The following is a 15,225-nucleotide window of genomic DNA, read 5'->3' as shown; positions in this document are numbered from 1 at the left end:
GTCACCCCTTCTCGAACCTGTCCGTCCTTTAGAGGCCCGGCCAAGTCCTGCGATGTCGGACCTCCCTGATGAAGCATCCGCTGAGGCTAAAGTGGTGTGATCGGCGGGACACAACAAGAGGGGAACCCCTTCGTCGCCCTCGCATTGACCCTCCAGGATTTGAGGAGGTGAGCATGATCCGCGATCCGCGTTCCGATGCCGAAAAAGCCCGTGCCGACCTCGCCCGCAACGATGCGCTCGGCATGGCCGTGCCGGAGAGCCCGATGGAGCGCAAGCCGTCCGTCACTCCGCAGACCTTCGGCGACACGACGCAGGCCGCCGATGACCGCGCCGCAAAGGAGGAAATCGAGCCGGCCGGGGTCGATCCCGAGCAGGACGACGGCGATTCCACGGGAACCGGAACGATCCCCCCGAGCGGCCAGGTCCCGGTCTGGCCCCAGGAGACCGAACCGACTGAACCGACACCACCGACCAACGATGAGGACGTGCTCTCGCGCGCCAAGGAGTAACCGATGCCCCTGTCCAAACTCACCAAAGCCATATCCCGCCTCAGCCCGAAGAAGCGCCGCGCCGAGAAGGCGCGCGAGGAGCTGAAGGCCAATGCGGAGAAGGCCCTGCGCATGAAGCAGGAGAGCGATACGGGTTCGCACGTGCCGCCCCATATGACGGCCCGGGAGGGCATGCATGCCAAGCCGGGCGCGACGAATGCGGCATTGGCGCGCGAGACGAATTTCACGACCCAGAGAGGCCGCAGCGCCGGTACCCGGACGGGCGATACCTGAATTTGGTGCCATGGGAAGCCCGCTCCGGCGGGCTTCCTGCCGTCGAGGCTCGGGCACATCCTTGCCGCGCGGCACGGAGCATTCTAACCATGGCGGATGAGCATCCGCATCGCGTCCCTTCACCGCTATCCCGTCAAGGGCCTTTCTCCCGAGCTTCTCGCTTCCGCGATCCTGGAGAAGGGGCAGTATTTCCCTGGCGACCGTCTCTTCGCCATTGAGAACGGCCCGTCCGGCTTCGATGCGGGGCAGCCCGAGCATCAGCCCAAGATCAAGTTTCTCATGCTGATGCGTAACGAGAGCCTGGCGCGGCTGAAAACTCGCTATCTCGACGAAATAACGACCCTCGTGATCGATGAGGATGGGCGCGAGGCGGCGCGGGGCGACCTCTCCACCAAGGAGGGTCGGCTCGCCATCGAGGCCTTCTTCCGCCGTTTCATGCCCGCGGAACTGCGTGGGCCGCCGAAGGTGCTGACGGCCCCGGAGGGATTCCGCTTCACCGATTCCCGCCGCGGCTTCGTCTCGCTCATCAACCTCGCCAGCGTCAGGGAGCTGGAGAATGTGGTCGGCTCAGCCATCGATCCCTTGCGCTTTCGCGGCAATCTCCATCTGGACGGATTGAAGCCCTGGGAAGAGTTCGATCTCGTCGGCCAAGTGCTGACGACGTCTTCCGGCGCCCGGCTGAAAGTCACCAAGCGGATCGAGCGTTGCGCTGCAACCAACGTCGACCCGAACACCGGAATCCGCGACCTCGCCATCCCGAAAAGCCTGATGCAGGCCTATGGGCATTTCGATTGCGGCATCTATGCCGAAATCCTGACAGGCGGTGCGATTGCGGAGGGCGACAGCCTCATGCCGGAGCAGGCGGCTCTCGCCCTGGAATGAGCGCCAGACAATAAAAAAGGGAGAGCTGAACTCTCCCTTTCGATCTTGTTTCGCGAAACGCTGCTTACTCGGCCGCAGGCGTCTCGATGCCCGCCTTGCTGTCCGCGCCTGCTTCCTCGACGAGGTCGCGGCGGGGGCGCCGGGTGCGGCGGCGGGGAGGGGCTGCAGCCTCGTCATTGGCCGCATCCTGCGGAGCCGGAGCTTGAGCCGGAGGAGCGCTTGCCTCGACTTCGTTGACGATCGGTGCACGGACCGGATTCGTCAGGAAGGCGGGAAGGCCGCTGGTATCGGACGACTCGGCTTCGTCGCGCTGGCGGTCGCGGCGGAAATTGCCGCGGCCATTGCGCTCGGGGCGATCCTGGCGCTCACCGCGATCCTGGCGCTCGCCACGTTCCGGACGCTCGCCGCGCTCGGGACGGTCTCCCCGCTCCAGGCGTTCCGAACGCTCGGGGCGCTCGAAATCCAGGCGAGACTGGTCGTCGCGCTGGAAATCCTGGCGCGGACCGCGGTCGCGCTGGAAGCGCTCGCGCCGCTCGGGACGATCGCCACGTTCTTGCCGGTCGCCACGTTCCTGCCGGTCGCCGCGTTCCTGGCGATCACCGCGTTCCTGGCGATCACCGCGATCGAAGCGGGAAGGACGCTCGCGCTCGCCCTCGGACCGCGCCTCGAAGGGCTGCGGCTGGGAGCCGGGATCCATATCGTCGCCGTAGCCCTGGCGGTCGCCCTGGCCGAAGCCGTCCTCGTCGCCTTCCTCATCGAAGGGACGCTGCTGATAGCCATACTGCTCGCGCAGCTGCTCCTGTGCCGCCGCGATGATGCGGAAGTAATGTTCGGCATGCTGGAAATAGTTTTCAGCCGCCACCGGATCGCCGCTGGCCGTCGCATCGCGGGCGAGCTGGCTGTATTTCTCGGCGATATGCTGTGCGGTGCCGCGGATTTTCACGTCCGGGCCGTTCGACTCGTAACTCCGCGTAAGGGGATTGGGCCCCTTGTTGTTGTTGTTGCGGTTACGACCGCGCATGCGCCTGTTCTGTCCTGGTCTCATTCTGGTCTACGACCCTCGCTGGTTCTTCAAGCCCACGCGATGCAAGCCAATGTTTCACCGAACGGGCTTATCGCCCACCGTTCGCGTGGCAACCGTCTGTTGTTCAGCCACAGCTTTTCAAAAGCCTTGGCCATCCTTCAGTGTCGGGTTCAAGTGATCGCGTCCGGCTGTTCAAATTGCCCCTGCCTACGCGATTGATATCGTTTGGTCTCCGGCACGTACCCGAAAATTGGGCTCCACCGATTTGTATCGACCGAGGACGATCTCTGAACCGAATCTAGCGGGTTCCGTCCGGTCCAACAAGCGGTATTTCAGCTTTTATCCCCCGCGGAGACAAGAAACCTTGTCCTCTGCGATCATGACCGTTTCAGGGCGATGCAGCGTGGATTCCCTGATAGATCGTGCGCCAGCCGCAGAACTTCAAGGGTATGATCTGCGGCCAGTCTTCTCAGGGCATCGGCCTGATCGTAGCCGATTTCGAGCACCATGAGGCCACCCGGCCCGAGAAGGCGTCCCGCTTCGCTTAAGATGATCCGGTAGGCATCGAGCCCGTCCGCGCCCCCGTCGAGAGCGAGCAGGGGGTCATGGTCGCGGACCTCCGCATCGAGCGTGGCGATGACGGGCGAGGCGATATAGGGTGGGTTCGAGACCACGAGATCGAATCGTCCCCGGAGCGCCTGCGCCCAATCCGAGACGACGAACAGGCTTCTGTCTCCGACACCGTTGGCCCAGGCGTTGCGCTGGGCGGTGCGGGCGGCGTCGAGCGACCGGTCGATCCCGATGCCCCGGGCCCGGGGCAGTTCATGCAGCAGGGCCGTCAGGATGCAGCCGGATCCCGTGCCGAAGTCGACTAGGCTTAAGGGAGCCTGCCGGTCCGGAATCAGGCCGAGGGCCGTCTCGACCAGGGTTTCCGTATCGGGCCGGGGAACCAGGGTCTCCGGAGACAGGCTGAAGAGCAGCCCCCAGAACTCCCGCTCACCCATGATTCGCGCCACGGGCTCATGGTTGAGGCGCCGGCGGGCATAGGCGGACAGCCTCTCGGCCTGTTCAGTGCCCAGAGGCTCGTCCGGACGCATCATGAGGTCGGTCGCCGTGATGCCGAGAGCCGCGAGAAGCAGCAGCCGGGCATCGAGGGCGGCGCTCTCGAGGCCGGCCCCGGCAAAGCTCTCGCGAAGAGCCTTCAAGGCTTGTGCGCGGGTTTGGGTTGTGCCGCTCAAGCCGATAGGCCCTGTCGGTACCGCTCCAGCCGCTCCTCGATCATGCGGCCTGGTCCTGCGCCGCAAGCTGCGCAGCCTGGTGTTCCGTCACCAAGGCGTCGATGAGTTCGTCGAGGGCGTTGCCGCTCAGGACTTCCTCAAGCTTGTAAAGCGTCAGGTTGATGCGGTGGTCGGTCACCCGCCCTTGCGGGAAGTTATAGGTGCGGATGCGCTCGGAGCGGTCGCCGGAGCCGACCTGGGACTTGCGGTCGGCGGCGCGGGCGGCATCCTTGGCGCTGCGTTCGGCATCGTAGAGGCGGGCGCGAAGCAGCGCCATCGCACGGGCGCGGTTCTTGTGCTGAGAGCGCTCGTCCTGCACGAAGACGATCGTGCCGGTTGGGATATGGGTGATGCGGATCGCCGACTCGGTCTTGTTCACGTGCTGGCCGCCGGCGCCCTGGGCGCGCATCGTGTCGATCTTCAGGTCGGCCTCGTTGATCGCGATATCCACGTCCTCGGCCTCCGGCAGCACGGCCACCGTGGCGGCGGAGGTATGGATGCGCCCCTGCGTTTCCGTGTCCGGCACGCGCTGGACCCGGTGCACGCCGCTCTCGAACTTGAGCCGGGCGAAAACGCCACGCCCTTTGACCTCGGCCACCACTTCCTTGTAGCCGCCCGCCGTGCCCTCGCTCTCGGAGACGATCTCGACTTTCCAGCCCTTCAGGTCGGCGTAGCGGGTATACATGCGAAGCAGATCGCCCGCGAAGAGGGCGGCCTCGTCCCCGCCGGTGCCGGCGCGGATTTCAAGGATGGCGCTCTTCTCGTCCGCCTCGTCCTTCGGCAGCAGCATGAGGCGAAGATTCTGGGCGGCATTCTCCAGGTCTTCCCGGGCCCGGGGCAGCTCTTCGCCGGCGAGCGCACGCATCTCGGGATCGGAATCCTCGAGCATCGCCTGCAGCCCGTCCAGGTTTTCCTCCATGGCGCGATAGGCCCTGATGGCCGCGACGACATCGTCGAGTTCCGACAATTCGCGCGAGAGCGCCACGATGGTCTCGGGTTCGGAGGCGGCATTGAGCGTCGCCGTGACGATGTCATAGCGGGCGAGAATGGCGTTCAGGCGTTCAGAGGGCGGGGCGATCGACATCAGATCGGAATACCATGGCTTTCCGCGAATTGGGCGAGCTTGCGGCGCAGCGTATCGCCGCTCCCGGCATGCTCCAGCGCCTCGCACAGGAAAGCGCCGATGCGCCCGGCATCGAGCTCCAGCAGCATGGCCTTGACCGGGCCGATGGAAGCCGGGGACATGGAGAGGGAGCGGTACCCTAGGCCGATCAGCGCCATGGCCTCGAGCGGGCGTCCGCCGATCTCGCCGCAGACGGTCAATTGGCAGTCGGTCCCCTGTGCCGCGTCCACCACGAGCTTCAGGGCGCGCAGCATGGGCGCGCTCAAGGGATCGAAACGGTCCGCCACCCGCCGGTTCTCGCGGTCGCTGGCGAAGAGGAACTGCATCAGGTCGTTCGAGCCGATAGAGAGGAAATCGGCGACGGCGCAGATTTCCTTGAGCTGAAACAGCAGCGAGGGAATTTCCAGCATGGCGCCGAGCTTCAGGTCGCAGGGCAGGGGATAGCCGTGCCGGGAGAGATGGGCCTTCTCCCTCTCGACGATGGCCTTGGCCCGAACGAATTCGTCGCAGGTCGCCACCATCGGGAACATGATCTTCAGGGGATGTCCGCCGGCCGCCTTCAGAAGCGCGCGAATCTGCACCCGGAGCAGGCCCGGACGGTCGAGCCCGATGCGGATGGCGCGCCAGCCCAACGCCGGGTTCTCCTCCTCTATGGCTTCCATGTAGGGCAGGACCTTGTCGCCGCCGATATCGAGGGTACGGAAGGTCACGGGCAGGTCGCCCACCGCCGCCACGACGGCGCTGTAGAGCGATTGCTGCTCGGTCGCGGTCGGCATGCGCTCCGCGATCATGAACTGCAATTCGGTGCGGAACAGGCCGACGCCTGCGGCACCCGTTTCCTCGAGATGCGGCAGGTCGACGAGCAGGCCCGCATTGAGCTGAAGGGTGATCGGGACCCCGTCCTTGGTGACGGCGGGCACGTCGCGCAGCTTGAGATACTGCTCCTGCCGCCGCGCCCGCAGGCGCGCCTTTTCGGCATAGGCGGCCTCGACATCCGGCTTGGGGCGGATCTGCACCTCGCCCGCCGCGCCGTCGACGATGATGGCATCGCCCTGTTCGGTCAGGGATGTGGCGTTCGCCACCTCGCCCACGGCGGGGATGCCGAGCGCGCGGGCGACGATGGCAATATGGCTGGTCGGCCCGCCCTCCTCGAGCACGAGGCCGCGCAGGCGCGAGCGGTCGTAATCGAGCAGGGCCGCGGGCCCCATGGACCGGGCCACGATGATGGCGTTTTCCGGCAGCGAGCCCCGCTCCGCCACCAGATCGCGCCCGACCAGGCGATGCAGCAGGCGGTTGGCGAGATCGTCGAGATCGTGCAGGCGCTCGCGCAGATAGGGGTCGGTCTGGCGCTGCATCCGGGCGCGGTTGTCGGACTGCACCCGCTCCACCGCCGCTTCGGCCGTCAGGCCCGAGATGACCGCCTCGCGCATGCGCCGCAGCCAGCCCTGATCGTGGGCGAACATGCGGAAGGTTTCCAGAACGTCCCGGTGCTCGCCGTGATGGGCGACGTCGCCGCGCTCGATCAACTCGTCAATGGAGGTGCGGACCGCGGCGATGGCGTCTTCCAGGCGTTGCAGCTCCGCCTCGACATTTTCGGCGATGAGGTTCTTGACCACCACGCGCGGCTCGTGGGGCACCACGTAGCCGAGACCGACACCGTCGGCGAGGGCGATGCCCTTCTGATATACCGGGCGGCGCAGGGCGATGCCGGTCTCCACGGGTGCCAAGGCCTGCAGCTCGCCCGCGGCGATCATTTCGGCCAGCACCATCGCGGTGGTCTGGAGGGCCTCGATCTCCTCTTCCGCATAGATCCTGTAGGTGCGGTTTTGGACGACCAGGACGCCGAGCGTGTTGCCGGCGCGCAGGAGCGGCACGCCGAGGAAGGCGTGGTAGATCTCTTCGCCCGTCTCGGGCTTGTAGGAGAAGGCCGGGTGGCTTTGCGCGTCGGACAGGGCCAGCGGTTCGGCCGTCGCAGCGATGAGGCCCACGAGGCCTTCGCCGGAGCGCATGACGGTCCGGTGTACCGCTTCCCGGTTGAGGCCTTCGGTCGCGAACAGCTCCAGTACGCCGTCGCCGCGCATGACATAGACGGAGCACACCTCCGCGACCATGTTCGCGGCGATCAGGACGACGATCTTGTCGAGGCGGTCCTGCGCACCCACCGGCTCCGCCATGATTTCGCGGAGGCGGCGCAGCAGAAGGCGCGGACCGCCGGGGGCGCTTGGCATGGGCTCTCGTGTTCCCGTCCTGGTTGGGCCGACGGAGCGGACCGGCGGCTTTATGAAGAGTGTCGCAGCCTCATGGACTCGCCGTCAATCAGGCTTGATCAAGGCCGTATAGCGAGTGGAGCGTGCGCACCGCAAGCTCCGTATAGGCGGAGTCGATGAGAACGGAGAATTTAATCTCCGAGGTCGTGATCGCCCGGATATTGATGCCCTTGTCGGCCAAGGCCTTGAAAGCCTTGGCGGCCACGCCCGCATGGCTGCGCATGCCGACCCCGATGGCGGAGACCTTCACCACGTCGGTGGCGCCCTGGAGATCCCGGAACTCGATCTCGCCCCGATGCTGGTTGAGCACCGTGCAGGCGCGTTCGTAATCGGCCGTGGGGACCGTGAACGTGATATCCGTGGTTGTGGTGTCGTCGGAGACCACCTGGATGATCATGTCCACATTGATGTTGGCATCGGCCAGGGGCACGAAGATCGAGGCGGCGATGCCCGGTTTGTCAGCGACATTCCGCAGCGTAATCTGCGCTTCGTCACGCGAATAGGCGATGCCCGTGACAACCTGCTGTTCCATGATGTCTTCCTCGTCGCAGATGAGGGTGCCGAGCTTGGGATCGGCCGGATCGTCGAAGCTGGAGCGCACATAGGTGGGCACCCGGTGCATCATGGCAAGTTCGACCGAGCGGACCTGAAGCACCTTGGCCCCAAGCGAGGCCATTTCCAGCATTTCCTCGTAAGAGACCTTATCGAGGCGGCGTGCCTTGGGCACGATGCGCGGATCGGTGGTGTAGACCCCGTCCACGTCCGTATAGATGTCGCAGCGCTCCGCCTGGATCGCAGCCGCGAGCGCCACGGCGCTGGTATCCGAGCCGCCGCGCCCGAGGGTGGTGATGCGCTGGGTCGGCTGATGCAGGCCCTGGAAGCCCGAAACCACCGCCACTTCCCGGTTTTGCGTGAAACCCTGAATGATGCCGGTGCCGTCAATGGCGGCGATTCGCGCCGAGGCATGGGCGTCCGAGGTCATGATCGGGATCTGCCAGCCCTGCCAGGAGCGGGCCTTCAGGCCCATTTCCTGCAAGGCGATCGCCAGAAGGCCGGAGGTGACCTGTTCGCCGGAGGCGACGACCGCGTCGTATTCCCTCGGATCGTGCAGGGAGGAAGCCTCCTTTACCCAGCCGACGAGCTCGTTCGTCTTGCCGGACATGGCCGAGACCACCACGGCCACGTCGTAGCCGGCCGCGACCTCGCGTTTGACGTGCCGCGCGACGTTGCGGATGCGTTCAACCGTGGCGACGGACGTACCGCCGAACTTCATGACGAGACGGGGCATGGAGTAGGGAGCCAAGCAGGAGGAGAAATTCGCCTCTTCGCCGGGGCGAAGGCGGCGTATACATGACTGTGGGGTAGCGCGCTGTCAACGCACTGTTTACTTCCCCTCCCCCTTGCGGGGAGGGTGGCCGGAGCGTAGCGGAGGTCGGGTGGGGGTCGCAAAGCCGGAGCGCGCCTTGGTCTTTTGGAACGCGGTAAACCTTGCACCCCGTCGAACCACCCCCACCCCGGTCCTCCCCGCAGGGGGGAGGGAGGGAAAAGAGGAGCCTTTTGACATGGCCGAGGCCACATCCACCACCATCGACCCGGAAGAGGTCGCCCGCTTCGAGCGGATCGCCGAGACGTGGTGGGACCCGAAGGGGCCGATGAAGGTCCTGCACAAGTTCAATCCCGTGCGCCTCGCCTATATCCGGGACGAGGCCTGCCGCCGGTTCGGGCGCGATCCCCGCTCGGCCCGCTCCCTCGAAGGATTGACGATCCTCGATGTGGGCTGCGGCGGCGGCGTGCTCTCCGAGCCCCTGGCCCGCCTCGGCGCCAAAGTGACCGGCCTCGACCCCGCTCCGACCAATATCTCCGTCGCCCGGCTCCATGCGGAGCGGGCCGGGGTGCCGGTCGATTACCGCAACGAGACGGTCGAATCCGTCGTCGCGAAGGGCGAGACCTTCGACATGGTGCTCGCCATGGAGGTGGTGGAACATGTGGCGGACGTGCAGGCCTTCGTGACCGCCTGCGGGCAGGCGGTGAAGCCGGGCGGGGCGCTCGCCATGGCGACCCTCAACCGCACCTTACGCTCCTTCGCGCTCGCCATCGTCGGGGCCGAATACATCCTCGGCTGGCTCCCCAGGGGCACACACGAATGGGACAGGTTCGTAACGCCGGACGAGCTGACCTCCGCCCTCGGGCAGGCGGGCTTCGCCGTCAGCGATCTCAGGGGCGTCACCTATAATCCGCTGACGGGGGCGTGGTCCCTCTCGCAGGATACAGCGGTCAACTACATGCTGCTCGCCGCGCGGGACTGAGGCTGTTCGCGCGGCGCGAAGCGCAGGACGAGCCAGCCTGCCAGGGCCGACATGACCGAGCCCGCCAGCACGCCGATTTTGGTGGCATCGTTGAGGTTCGACTTGTCGGGGAAGGCGAGCGCGCCGATGAACAGGCTCATGGTGAAGCCGATGCCGCAGAGCAGCGCCACGCCGTAGCATTGAAGCCGCGTCGCGTTCGCCGGCACGTCGGCGAGATTCAGGCGGATGGCGATCTCCGAGAAGGCGAGAACGCCGATCTGCTTGCCGAGCAGGAGGCCGAGCGCGATGCCGAGCGGCAGGGGCGCGAGGAGCGAGTTCAGGGAGAGCTCCACAAACGAGACGCCCGCATTGGCGAAACCGAAGATCGGGATGATGGCGAAAGCTACCCAGGGATGCAGGGCATGTTCGAGTCGGTGGAGCGGCGAGGTTTCCGCGCGGGTCTTCTTCGGATGAGGCCCGAGTGGAATCGTCAGCGCCAGAACGACGCCGGCGAGCGTCGCGTGGATGCCCGACTTGAGGACGAAGAACCAGAGCAGGGCGCCGATCGCGAGATAGGGCATGAGCGCCGTGACGCCAATGCGGTTGAGGGCGATCAGGGCAATGACGCATAGGGCGGCGGCGCCGAGCATGACGAGGGCAAGATCGCCCGAATAGAACAGCGCGATGATGAGAATGGCGCCGAGATCGTCGAGAATGGCGAGCGCTGTCAGAAAGATCTTGAGGGAAGCAGGGACCCGTGAGCCGAGGATCGCGAGCACGCCGAGGGCGAAGGCGATGTCGGTCGCGGCCGGAATCGCCCAGCCGCGCAGGAGTTCGGGACTGTTCCAGGTCACGGCCACATAGACCAGCGCTGGGACCACCATGCCGCCGAGAGCCGCGATGCCCGGCAGGATCCGCCGGGACCAGGTGGAGAGCTGTCCGTCCAGGAACTCGCGCTTGATCTCGAGCCCCACCAGCAGGAAGAACACCGCCATCAGGGCATCATTGATCCAGTGCTGGATGCTCAGGCCGAAGACGTAGACGTGCAGCGCGGTGAAATAGGCTCCCGCGAAGGGGGAATTGGCGACAAGGATGGCAAGGACCGCCACAGCCATGAGAACGATGCCGCCCGAGGCCTCGCTCTTGAGAAATTCCCTCAGGGCCGAAACCCGCCGAGGGTTGTGAGCCATCCTGATGTCGTTTTGTCTCTGATCCACCCGCTTCTCCTTGCTGTTGCAAGGGTCTTAGGGCGGATGAGGTTGTCACGAAAGCCTCAAGCGGTCGATTTTCTGCCGCGCCGGCGGGAGCCCAGGATCGTTTCGAGTGTTACGGGCCGATAGTCCCAGGCGTCGACACCCACATCGAACTGGCGGGTCTGGGGCTTGAGCTTGCCGTGGGAATGGCCGTGCAGGTCGATCCAGCCTCGGCTCATGTTCTTCCAGGTCCGGAAGGCATAGTGACAGAGCACGAGGGCATGGCCGTCGATGAAGAGTTCGGCATAGGCCTGCACGCTCGCCCAGTGCTTGGCGGAAAGCGTTTCCGGGCCGTCGTTGTTGCCGGTGATGAGATGCTTGCGCCCGTTGAGACGCCCGAGCAGCTCGTCAATCCGCTGTGGGTTCACGTGCAGGGCGAAATCGCCGAGATGCCAGACCTCGTCCTTCGGCGACACGGCGTCGTTCCAGCGGGTGATGAGGGCCTCATCGTGCTCCGGAATGGATTTGAACGGGCGCTTGTCGATACGCAGCACGCGCGGATCGCCGAAATGAGTGTCGCTGGTGAAGAAGACGGTCACGACGCGTCCTTGAAAATCATCAGGTCAGATGCTGCGCGAGGTTCGGGAAAAGCGGCAGAATATGCACCCATGTCGATGCCTGTCGGCGGGTTACGGAATGATTACACCTTATTGGCCGTATCGGCAGGATTGGGTCACGGGGTTCGCGCTCCATCTCATGTATTTGCCCTGGCTGGGTTTAACATGGGAGAAACCGATGCTGCTCGTCAGATTAGGCGGAGTGCTCGCAGCGCTGCTACTGAGCTCCGGCATCGCCGCCGCCCAGGGCGCCAAGCCGACCGATCCGCAAATCGCTCATATCGCCTATACGGCTGGAGAGATCGACATCAGGGCGGCGAAGCTGGCGCTGAAGAAATCGAAGAACAAGGATGTGCGCGCCTTCGCCAACGACATGGTGCGCGACCATACGGCGGTGAACAAGCAGGCGCTGGCGCTGGTCAAGAAGCTCAAGGTCAAGCCGGAAAACAACGACACCAGCAAGTCGCTGCTCAAGCAGGCGAGCGAAGAGCACGCCAAGCTTTCGAAGCTGAACGGCGCCGCGTTCGACAAGGCCTATGCCGACAACGAGGTCGCCTATCACAAGACCGTCGACGGCGCCCTGCAGGACACGCTGATCCCGTCGGCCAGCAATGGCGAATTGAAGGATCTGCTATCGACGGGGTTGAAGATCTTCCAGGGTCACGAGCAGCATGCCGAACAGCTCGCCGGAACCTTGAAATGATGCTTCGCCTCTGGTGGTGTCTGATTTGCGCAGCACCCGTCCTGACGGGTGCTGCGTCCGCGAGAGCGGAGGTGATCGGCGTCAAGGTCGACCGGCTCACGTTCTCCCCGGCGCAGGTCTCGGCCCATGTGGGCGACACCATCGAGTGGGTCAACGCCGATTTCGTCGCTCATACGGCGACGGCCAGGAACAAGGACTGGGACGTGATGCTGGGGCCAGGCAAAACCGGGCGGCTGGTCGTCAAGAAAGCCGGCACGGTCGATTATTACTGCCGCTTCCATCCGAACATGACGGGACAGATCACCGTTACGGACGACGAGGTGAAGCGCCCTTGAAAGCGGACTAGAGCCTCGGACCCAAAAGTGGAATCCACTTTTGGGATTGATCCGATGCTCCCTCATTGGACGAGCGCATCATTCCATACGAGCCGAAGGTTCGCGTCAGCGAAAAACCGGGTCCGCTTTTCCGCGCGATGCGCTAGTTCCGGTCATCGGGAATGACGGGGAGGGGAAGAACCTCGATGCCTTCTTCCAGAAGCGCCCGCGCCTCGGCGGGGTTGGCCTCGCCGTAGATCGAACGCTGATCGGCCTCTCCGTAATGGATCTTGCGGGCTTCCTCGGCAAAGCCGGTGCCGACATTCTCGGAGTTCTGCATCACATGCTCGCGCACGGCGCGGATCATGGCGCGGAGTTCTTTTTCCTTCTCGGAAAGGGCGGCGACGGGTTGGGTTTCAGGCGCCGCTGCCACAGGCGCCTTGTCCGTCCTGTTGACGGACGGCGCCATGATCTGCTTCTCGACCTTGTCCGAGTTGCAATAGGGGCAGGTCACGAAGCCGCGCTTGCGCTGCGCCTCATACGCTTCGCTCGAAGGAAACCAGCTCTCGAATTCGTGGGCCCGTTCGCAGGCCAGGGCGTATTTGATCATGCCTTCAAATATGGAGATTCTGCACCATCCGGCCAAGAGCATGAGCCGTGGCCGGAAGGCAAGCGGAGAATTGCTTTAAGCCGTGGCGGCCCGTCTTGAGGGTTCCTCTGCGGAAACGATCTCCACCTTGAAGGGGCGGGCGTTCTTGAGGGTCGGGATGCGGCCTCTCGCATCCGTTACGAGATCCGTGTCGATCTCGGCCAGAATGACGCCGGGCTCCGTGCCCGCCTCCGCCAGCACCCGGCCCCAGGGATCGACGATGATGGAATGGCCGAAGGTCTCGCGCCCATCCTCATGGGTCCCGCCCTGAGCGGCCGAAATCATGAAGGAGCCGGTCTCGATGGCGCGCGCCCGGTGCATCACATGCCAATGGGCTTCGCCCGTCTGCTTCGTGAAGCAGGCCGGCGCCGACAGGAAGGACGCGCCGTTTTCGGCAAGCGCCCGATAGAGGGCCGCGAAGCGCACATCGTAGCAGATAGTGAGTCCGAGATAGCCCCAAGGCGTCTCGGCCAACACCGCCCTGTCACCGCCCGTATAGGTGGCCGATTCCCGCCAGCTTTCGCCATTCGGCAGATCCACGTCGAAGAGATGGACCTTGTCGTAGGAAGCGACGATCTCGCCATCCGCACTGATCAGGAAGGCGCGATTGGCGATCTTGTCGCCTTCCTTGACCGCGATCGAGCCGATCTGGACCACGGTTTTACGCTCGCGCGCCACCTCGCGCAGGGCGGCGAGGGTCGGGTCCCTGTCCTGCGGCCCTACCTTGTCGAACAGAGCCGCCCGCTCCCGCTCCACGAGGGAGGTCATCTCGGGCGTCTGGATGAAATGCGCGCCCTTTTCCGCCGCTTCCCGCACGAAAGCGACCGCCGCATCGCGGTTCTTCAGCGGATCGCGCCCGGAGCGCATCTGGACGCAGGCGGCGGTGAAGCGGGTGGCGGTCATGGGATTGATCCTCCGTCAGGCCTGCAATAAGGCCTCAAGTTGGCCTCTCTCGTCCAGGGCATAAAGATCGTCGCAGCCGCCTACATGTTTATCGCCGATGAAGATCTGCGGCACGGTGGTGCGGCCGGCGGCCTTCTGGATCATGTCCGCGCGCGCTTCGGGCTTGGCCTCGATGTCGATCTCGGTGAAGGCGGCGCCTTTCTCGTCGAGAAGCTTCTTCGCGGCTGAGCAATAGGGGCACCAGCTTTTCGTGTAGATCGTGATCGGGGGCATTACGGATATTTCTCCTTGGATGCTCGCATATAGGAAGACTTCAAGCCTCCGTCACGACCCTCGCGAAGGCGAGGACATCGACGGAGGCCGCGCCGCCCCGCAAAAGCGCCCGCGATGCGGCATTCGCCGTCGCGCCGGTGGTGAGCACATCGTCGATGAGAAGGACGCGCTTGCCTTTGAGACGCGCCTTCGCATCGGCCGGGACCCGGAACGCGCCCTGAAGGTTCTCCTGGCGCTGCGCCTTGGTCAGCCCGACCTGCTGGCGGGTGCTTTTCACGCGGGCCAGGAGAAAGGGGTCGCAGGGAATTCCGCTTTCATCGGAGACGATGGTGGCAAGCGCCATGGCCTGGTTGAACCGCCGCCGCCACAGGCGCCAGCGGTGGAGCGGAACCGGCACGATCACGTCGGCCTCCTTCAGGAGTTCCGCTCCGGCACGGACCATCATGAGACCCAGGGCCCGCGCCAGCTCCAGCCGGTCGCCGTATTTGAGCCGATGCACCAGGGCGCTCGCCGTCTCGCCATATTCCGTGACGGCCCTAGCGCGTCCGAAGACGGGCGGATCGGCAATGGCGGCAGGGGAGAGAAGCGGCTGGCCCAGATCGACGGCAAAGGGCGTGCCCAGCCGTTCGCAATAGGGGCGCTCGATGAAGCGGATGCCGGACCAGCAGGAGGCGCAAAGGGCATGCGGCACGCCCGTCGCCGCCTGACAGGCGATGCAGGTCGGCGGGTAGAGGAGGCCGAGAAGCGTCCCGGAAGCGCTCTTCGCCGCGTGAAGCAGGCGCGAGGCCGGGCCGATCCGCTTTCCGTCGACGATGTCGCTCATGCGGCAAGCTTAGCCGATCCACCGCCGGGGAGAGAAGAGGCCGGGTTGCGGCCGGGACGGTAGTTTACCGCTTCTCGGCTCCGAAAGCCCTTGGCGCTGCCGCTGTTTCA

At 65.1% G+C, this 15,225-nt stretch carries 17 protein-coding genes; 6 read left to right on the top strand and 11 right to left on the bottom strand.

The features are described 5' to 3' along the window. Positions 1–173 precede the first annotated feature (173 nt). The 3 genes from AB4Y97_RS09670 (at position 174) to AB4Y97_RS09660 (ending at position 1,664) form a co-directional block, all read left to right on the top strand. Positions 174–509, top strand: coding sequence for a hypothetical protein (locus AB4Y97_RS09670; RefSeq protein ID WP_441998825.1), 336 nt, complete (start codon positions 174–176; stop codon positions 507–509). Between the two features lie 3 nt (positions 510–512). After that, positions 513–782 (top strand): hypothetical protein, encoded by a 270-nt coding sequence (locus AB4Y97_RS09665; protein ID WP_441998824.1) that lies wholly within the window; start codon positions 513–515, stop codon positions 780–782. Positions 783–878: 96 nt separating this feature from the next. Beyond that, a complete protein-coding gene (locus tag AB4Y97_RS09660; protein WP_441998823.1) occupies positions 879–1,664 on the top strand; it encodes an MOSC domain-containing protein in 786 nt (261 codons plus the stop codon). A gap of 64 nt (positions 1,665–1,728) precedes the next feature. On the opposite strand, the gene AB4Y97_RS09655 is transcribed toward AB4Y97_RS09660, so the two are convergent. The 5 genes from AB4Y97_RS09655 to AB4Y97_RS09635 form a co-directional block, all read right to left on the bottom strand. Beyond that, a complete protein-coding gene (locus AB4Y97_RS09655) occupies positions 1,729–2,685 on the bottom strand; it encodes a DUF4167 domain-containing protein (RefSeq protein WP_441998822.1) in 957 nt (318 codons plus the stop codon). Positions 2,686–3,065: 380 nt separating this feature from the next. Continuing rightward, positions 3,066–3,926, bottom strand: coding sequence for a peptide chain release factor N(5)-glutamine methyltransferase (prmC, locus tag AB4Y97_RS09650; RefSeq protein WP_441998821.1), 861 nt, complete (start codon positions 3,924–3,926; stop codon positions 3,066–3,068). A 40-nt stretch (positions 3,927–3,966) separates the two neighbouring features. Beyond that, positions 3,967–5,049 carry a peptide chain release factor 1 gene (prfA, locus tag AB4Y97_RS09645; protein ID WP_441998820.1) on the bottom strand — a complete coding sequence of 361 codons (1,083 nt, stop codon included), beginning with the start codon at positions 5,047–5,049 and terminating at the stop codon, positions 3,967–3,969. Next, complete coding sequence (gene ptsP, locus AB4Y97_RS09640) at positions 5,049–7,316, bottom strand: phosphoenolpyruvate--protein phosphotransferase (protein ID WP_441998819.1); 2,268 nt, start codon at positions 7,314–7,316, stop codon at positions 5,049–5,051. The genes prfA and ptsP overlap by 1 nt, the downstream gene beginning before the upstream one ends. A gap of 88 nt (positions 7,317–7,404) precedes the next feature. Next, positions 7,405–8,643, bottom strand: a complete 1,239-nt coding sequence (locus AB4Y97_RS09635; protein WP_441998818.1) for an aspartate kinase — start codon at positions 8,641–8,643, stop codon at positions 7,405–7,407. Between the two features lie 274 nt (positions 8,644–8,917). On the opposite strand from AB4Y97_RS09635, the gene ubiG reads away from it, so the two are divergent. After that, a complete protein-coding gene (gene ubiG / locus AB4Y97_RS09630) occupies positions 8,918–9,661 on the top strand; it encodes a bifunctional 2-polyprenyl-6-hydroxyphenol methylase/3-demethylubiquinol 3-O-methyltransferase UbiG (RefSeq protein ID WP_441998817.1) in 744 nt (247 codons plus the stop codon). Here ubiG and nhaA read toward each other — a convergent pair. Both nhaA and AB4Y97_RS09620 read right to left on the bottom strand, forming a co-directional pair. Beyond that, a complete protein-coding gene (nhaA, locus tag AB4Y97_RS09625) occupies positions 9,634–10,830 on the bottom strand; it encodes a Na+/H+ antiporter NhaA (protein ID WP_441998816.1) in 1,197 nt (398 codons plus the stop codon). The genes ubiG and nhaA overlap by 28 nt on opposite strands. An 83-nt stretch (positions 10,831–10,913) precedes the next feature. Next, positions 10,914–11,432: a metallophosphoesterase family protein gene (locus AB4Y97_RS09620; protein WP_441998815.1), complete on the bottom strand. Its 519-nt coding sequence runs from the start codon at positions 11,430–11,432 to the stop codon at positions 10,914–10,916. A 196-nt stretch (positions 11,433–11,628) separates the two neighbouring features. Between AB4Y97_RS09620 and AB4Y97_RS09615 the strand changes: the two genes are divergently transcribed. Next, positions 11,629–12,153, top strand: coding sequence for a DUF4142 domain-containing protein (locus AB4Y97_RS09615; protein WP_441998814.1), 525 nt, complete (start codon positions 11,629–11,631; stop codon positions 12,151–12,153). Beyond that, positions 12,153–12,488: a cupredoxin domain-containing protein gene (locus tag AB4Y97_RS09610; RefSeq protein ID WP_441998889.1), complete on the top strand. Its 336-nt coding sequence runs from the start codon at positions 12,153–12,155 to the stop codon at positions 12,486–12,488. The genes AB4Y97_RS09615 and AB4Y97_RS09610 overlap by 1 nt, the downstream gene beginning before the upstream one ends. Before the next feature lie 142 nt (positions 12,489–12,630). Here AB4Y97_RS09610 and AB4Y97_RS09605 read toward each other — a convergent pair whose 3' ends face one another. The 4 genes from AB4Y97_RS09605 to AB4Y97_RS09590 all read right to left on the bottom strand — a co-directional run bounded on the left by AB4Y97_RS09605 (position 12,631) and on the right by AB4Y97_RS09590 (position 15,115). Beyond that, complete coding sequence (locus tag AB4Y97_RS09605; protein ID WP_441998813.1) at positions 12,631–13,077, bottom strand: DUF1178 family protein; 447 nt, start codon at positions 13,075–13,077, stop codon at positions 12,631–12,633. A gap of 75 nt (positions 13,078–13,152) precedes the next feature. Beyond that, positions 13,153–14,019 carry a carbon-nitrogen hydrolase family protein gene (locus AB4Y97_RS09600; RefSeq protein WP_441998812.1) on the bottom strand — a complete coding sequence of 289 codons (867 nt, stop codon included), beginning with the start codon at positions 14,017–14,019 and terminating at the stop codon, positions 13,153–13,155. A 15-nt stretch (positions 14,020–14,034) separates the two neighbouring features. Continuing rightward, on the bottom strand, positions 14,035–14,292 hold the full coding sequence (grxC, locus tag AB4Y97_RS09595) for a glutaredoxin 3 (RefSeq protein WP_441998811.1): 258 nt from the start codon (positions 14,290–14,292) through the stop codon (positions 14,035–14,037). Positions 14,293–14,332: 40 nt separating this feature from the next. Continuing rightward, on the bottom strand, positions 14,333–15,115 hold the full coding sequence (locus AB4Y97_RS09590) for a ComF family protein (protein ID WP_441998810.1): 783 nt from the start codon (positions 15,113–15,115) through the stop codon (positions 14,333–14,335). Positions 15,116–15,225 lie beyond the last annotated feature (110 nt).

Origin of the sequence: Microvirga sp. 2TAF3, assembly GCF_052114965.1 — a bacterium.
Lineage (GTDB): Bacteria > Pseudomonadota > Alphaproteobacteria > Rhizobiales > Beijerinckiaceae > Microvirga.
The sequence above is the reverse complement of the archived record's forward strand: the minus strand, read 5'-3'. Positions and strand labels throughout refer to the sequence as shown.

Bases quoted from the DNA above. Each gene is read 5' to 3' on its own strand.
- AB4Y97_RS09670 (WP_441998825.1), top strand. From the start codon at position 174: ATGATCCGCGATCCGCGTTCCGATGCCGAAAAAGCCCGTGCCGACCTC.
- AB4Y97_RS09665 (WP_441998824.1), top strand. From the start codon at position 513: ATGCCCCTGTCCAAACTCACCAAAGCCATATCCCGCCTCAGCCCGAAG.
- AB4Y97_RS09660 (WP_441998823.1), top strand. From the start codon at position 879: ATGAGCATCCGCATCGCGTCCCTTCACCGCTATCCCGTCAAGGGCCTT.
- AB4Y97_RS09655 (WP_441998822.1), bottom strand. From the start codon at position 2,685: ATGCGCGGTCGTAACCGCAACAACAACAACAAGGGGCCCAATCCCCTT.
- prfA (WP_441998820.1), bottom strand. From the start codon at position 5,049: ATGTCGATCGCCCCGCCCTCTGAACGCCTGAACGCCATTCTCGCCCGC.
- ptsP (WP_441998819.1), bottom strand. From the start codon at position 7,316: ATGCCAAGCGCCCCCGGCGGTCCGCGCCTTCTGCTGCGCCGCCTCCGC.
- AB4Y97_RS09635 (WP_441998818.1), bottom strand. From the start codon at position 8,643: ATGCCCCGTCTCGTCATGAAGTTCGGCGGTACGTCCGTCGCCACGGTT.
- ubiG (WP_441998817.1), top strand. From the start codon at position 8,918: ATGGCCGAGGCCACATCCACCACCATCGACCCGGAAGAGGTCGCCCGC.
- nhaA (WP_441998816.1), bottom strand. From the start codon at position 10,830: ATGGCTCACAACCCTCGGCGGGTTTCGGCCCTGAGGGAATTTCTCAAG.
- AB4Y97_RS09615 (WP_441998814.1), top strand. From the start codon at position 11,629: ATGCTGCTCGTCAGATTAGGCGGAGTGCTCGCAGCGCTGCTACTGAGC.
- AB4Y97_RS09610 (WP_441998889.1), top strand. From the start codon at position 12,153: ATGCTTCGCCTCTGGTGGTGTCTGATTTGCGCAGCACCCGTCCTGACG.
- AB4Y97_RS09605 (WP_441998813.1), bottom strand. From the start codon at position 13,077: ATGATCAAATACGCCCTGGCCTGCGAACGGGCCCACGAATTCGAGAGC.
- AB4Y97_RS09600 (WP_441998812.1), bottom strand. From the start codon at position 14,019: ATGACCGCCACCCGCTTCACCGCCGCCTGCGTCCAGATGCGCTCCGGG.
- grxC (WP_441998811.1), bottom strand. From the start codon at position 14,292: ATGCCCCCGATCACGATCTACACGAAAAGCTGGTGCCCCTATTGCTCA.
- AB4Y97_RS09590 (WP_441998810.1), bottom strand. From the start codon at position 15,115: ATGAGCGACATCGTCGACGGAAAGCGGATCGGCCCGGCCTCGCGCCTG.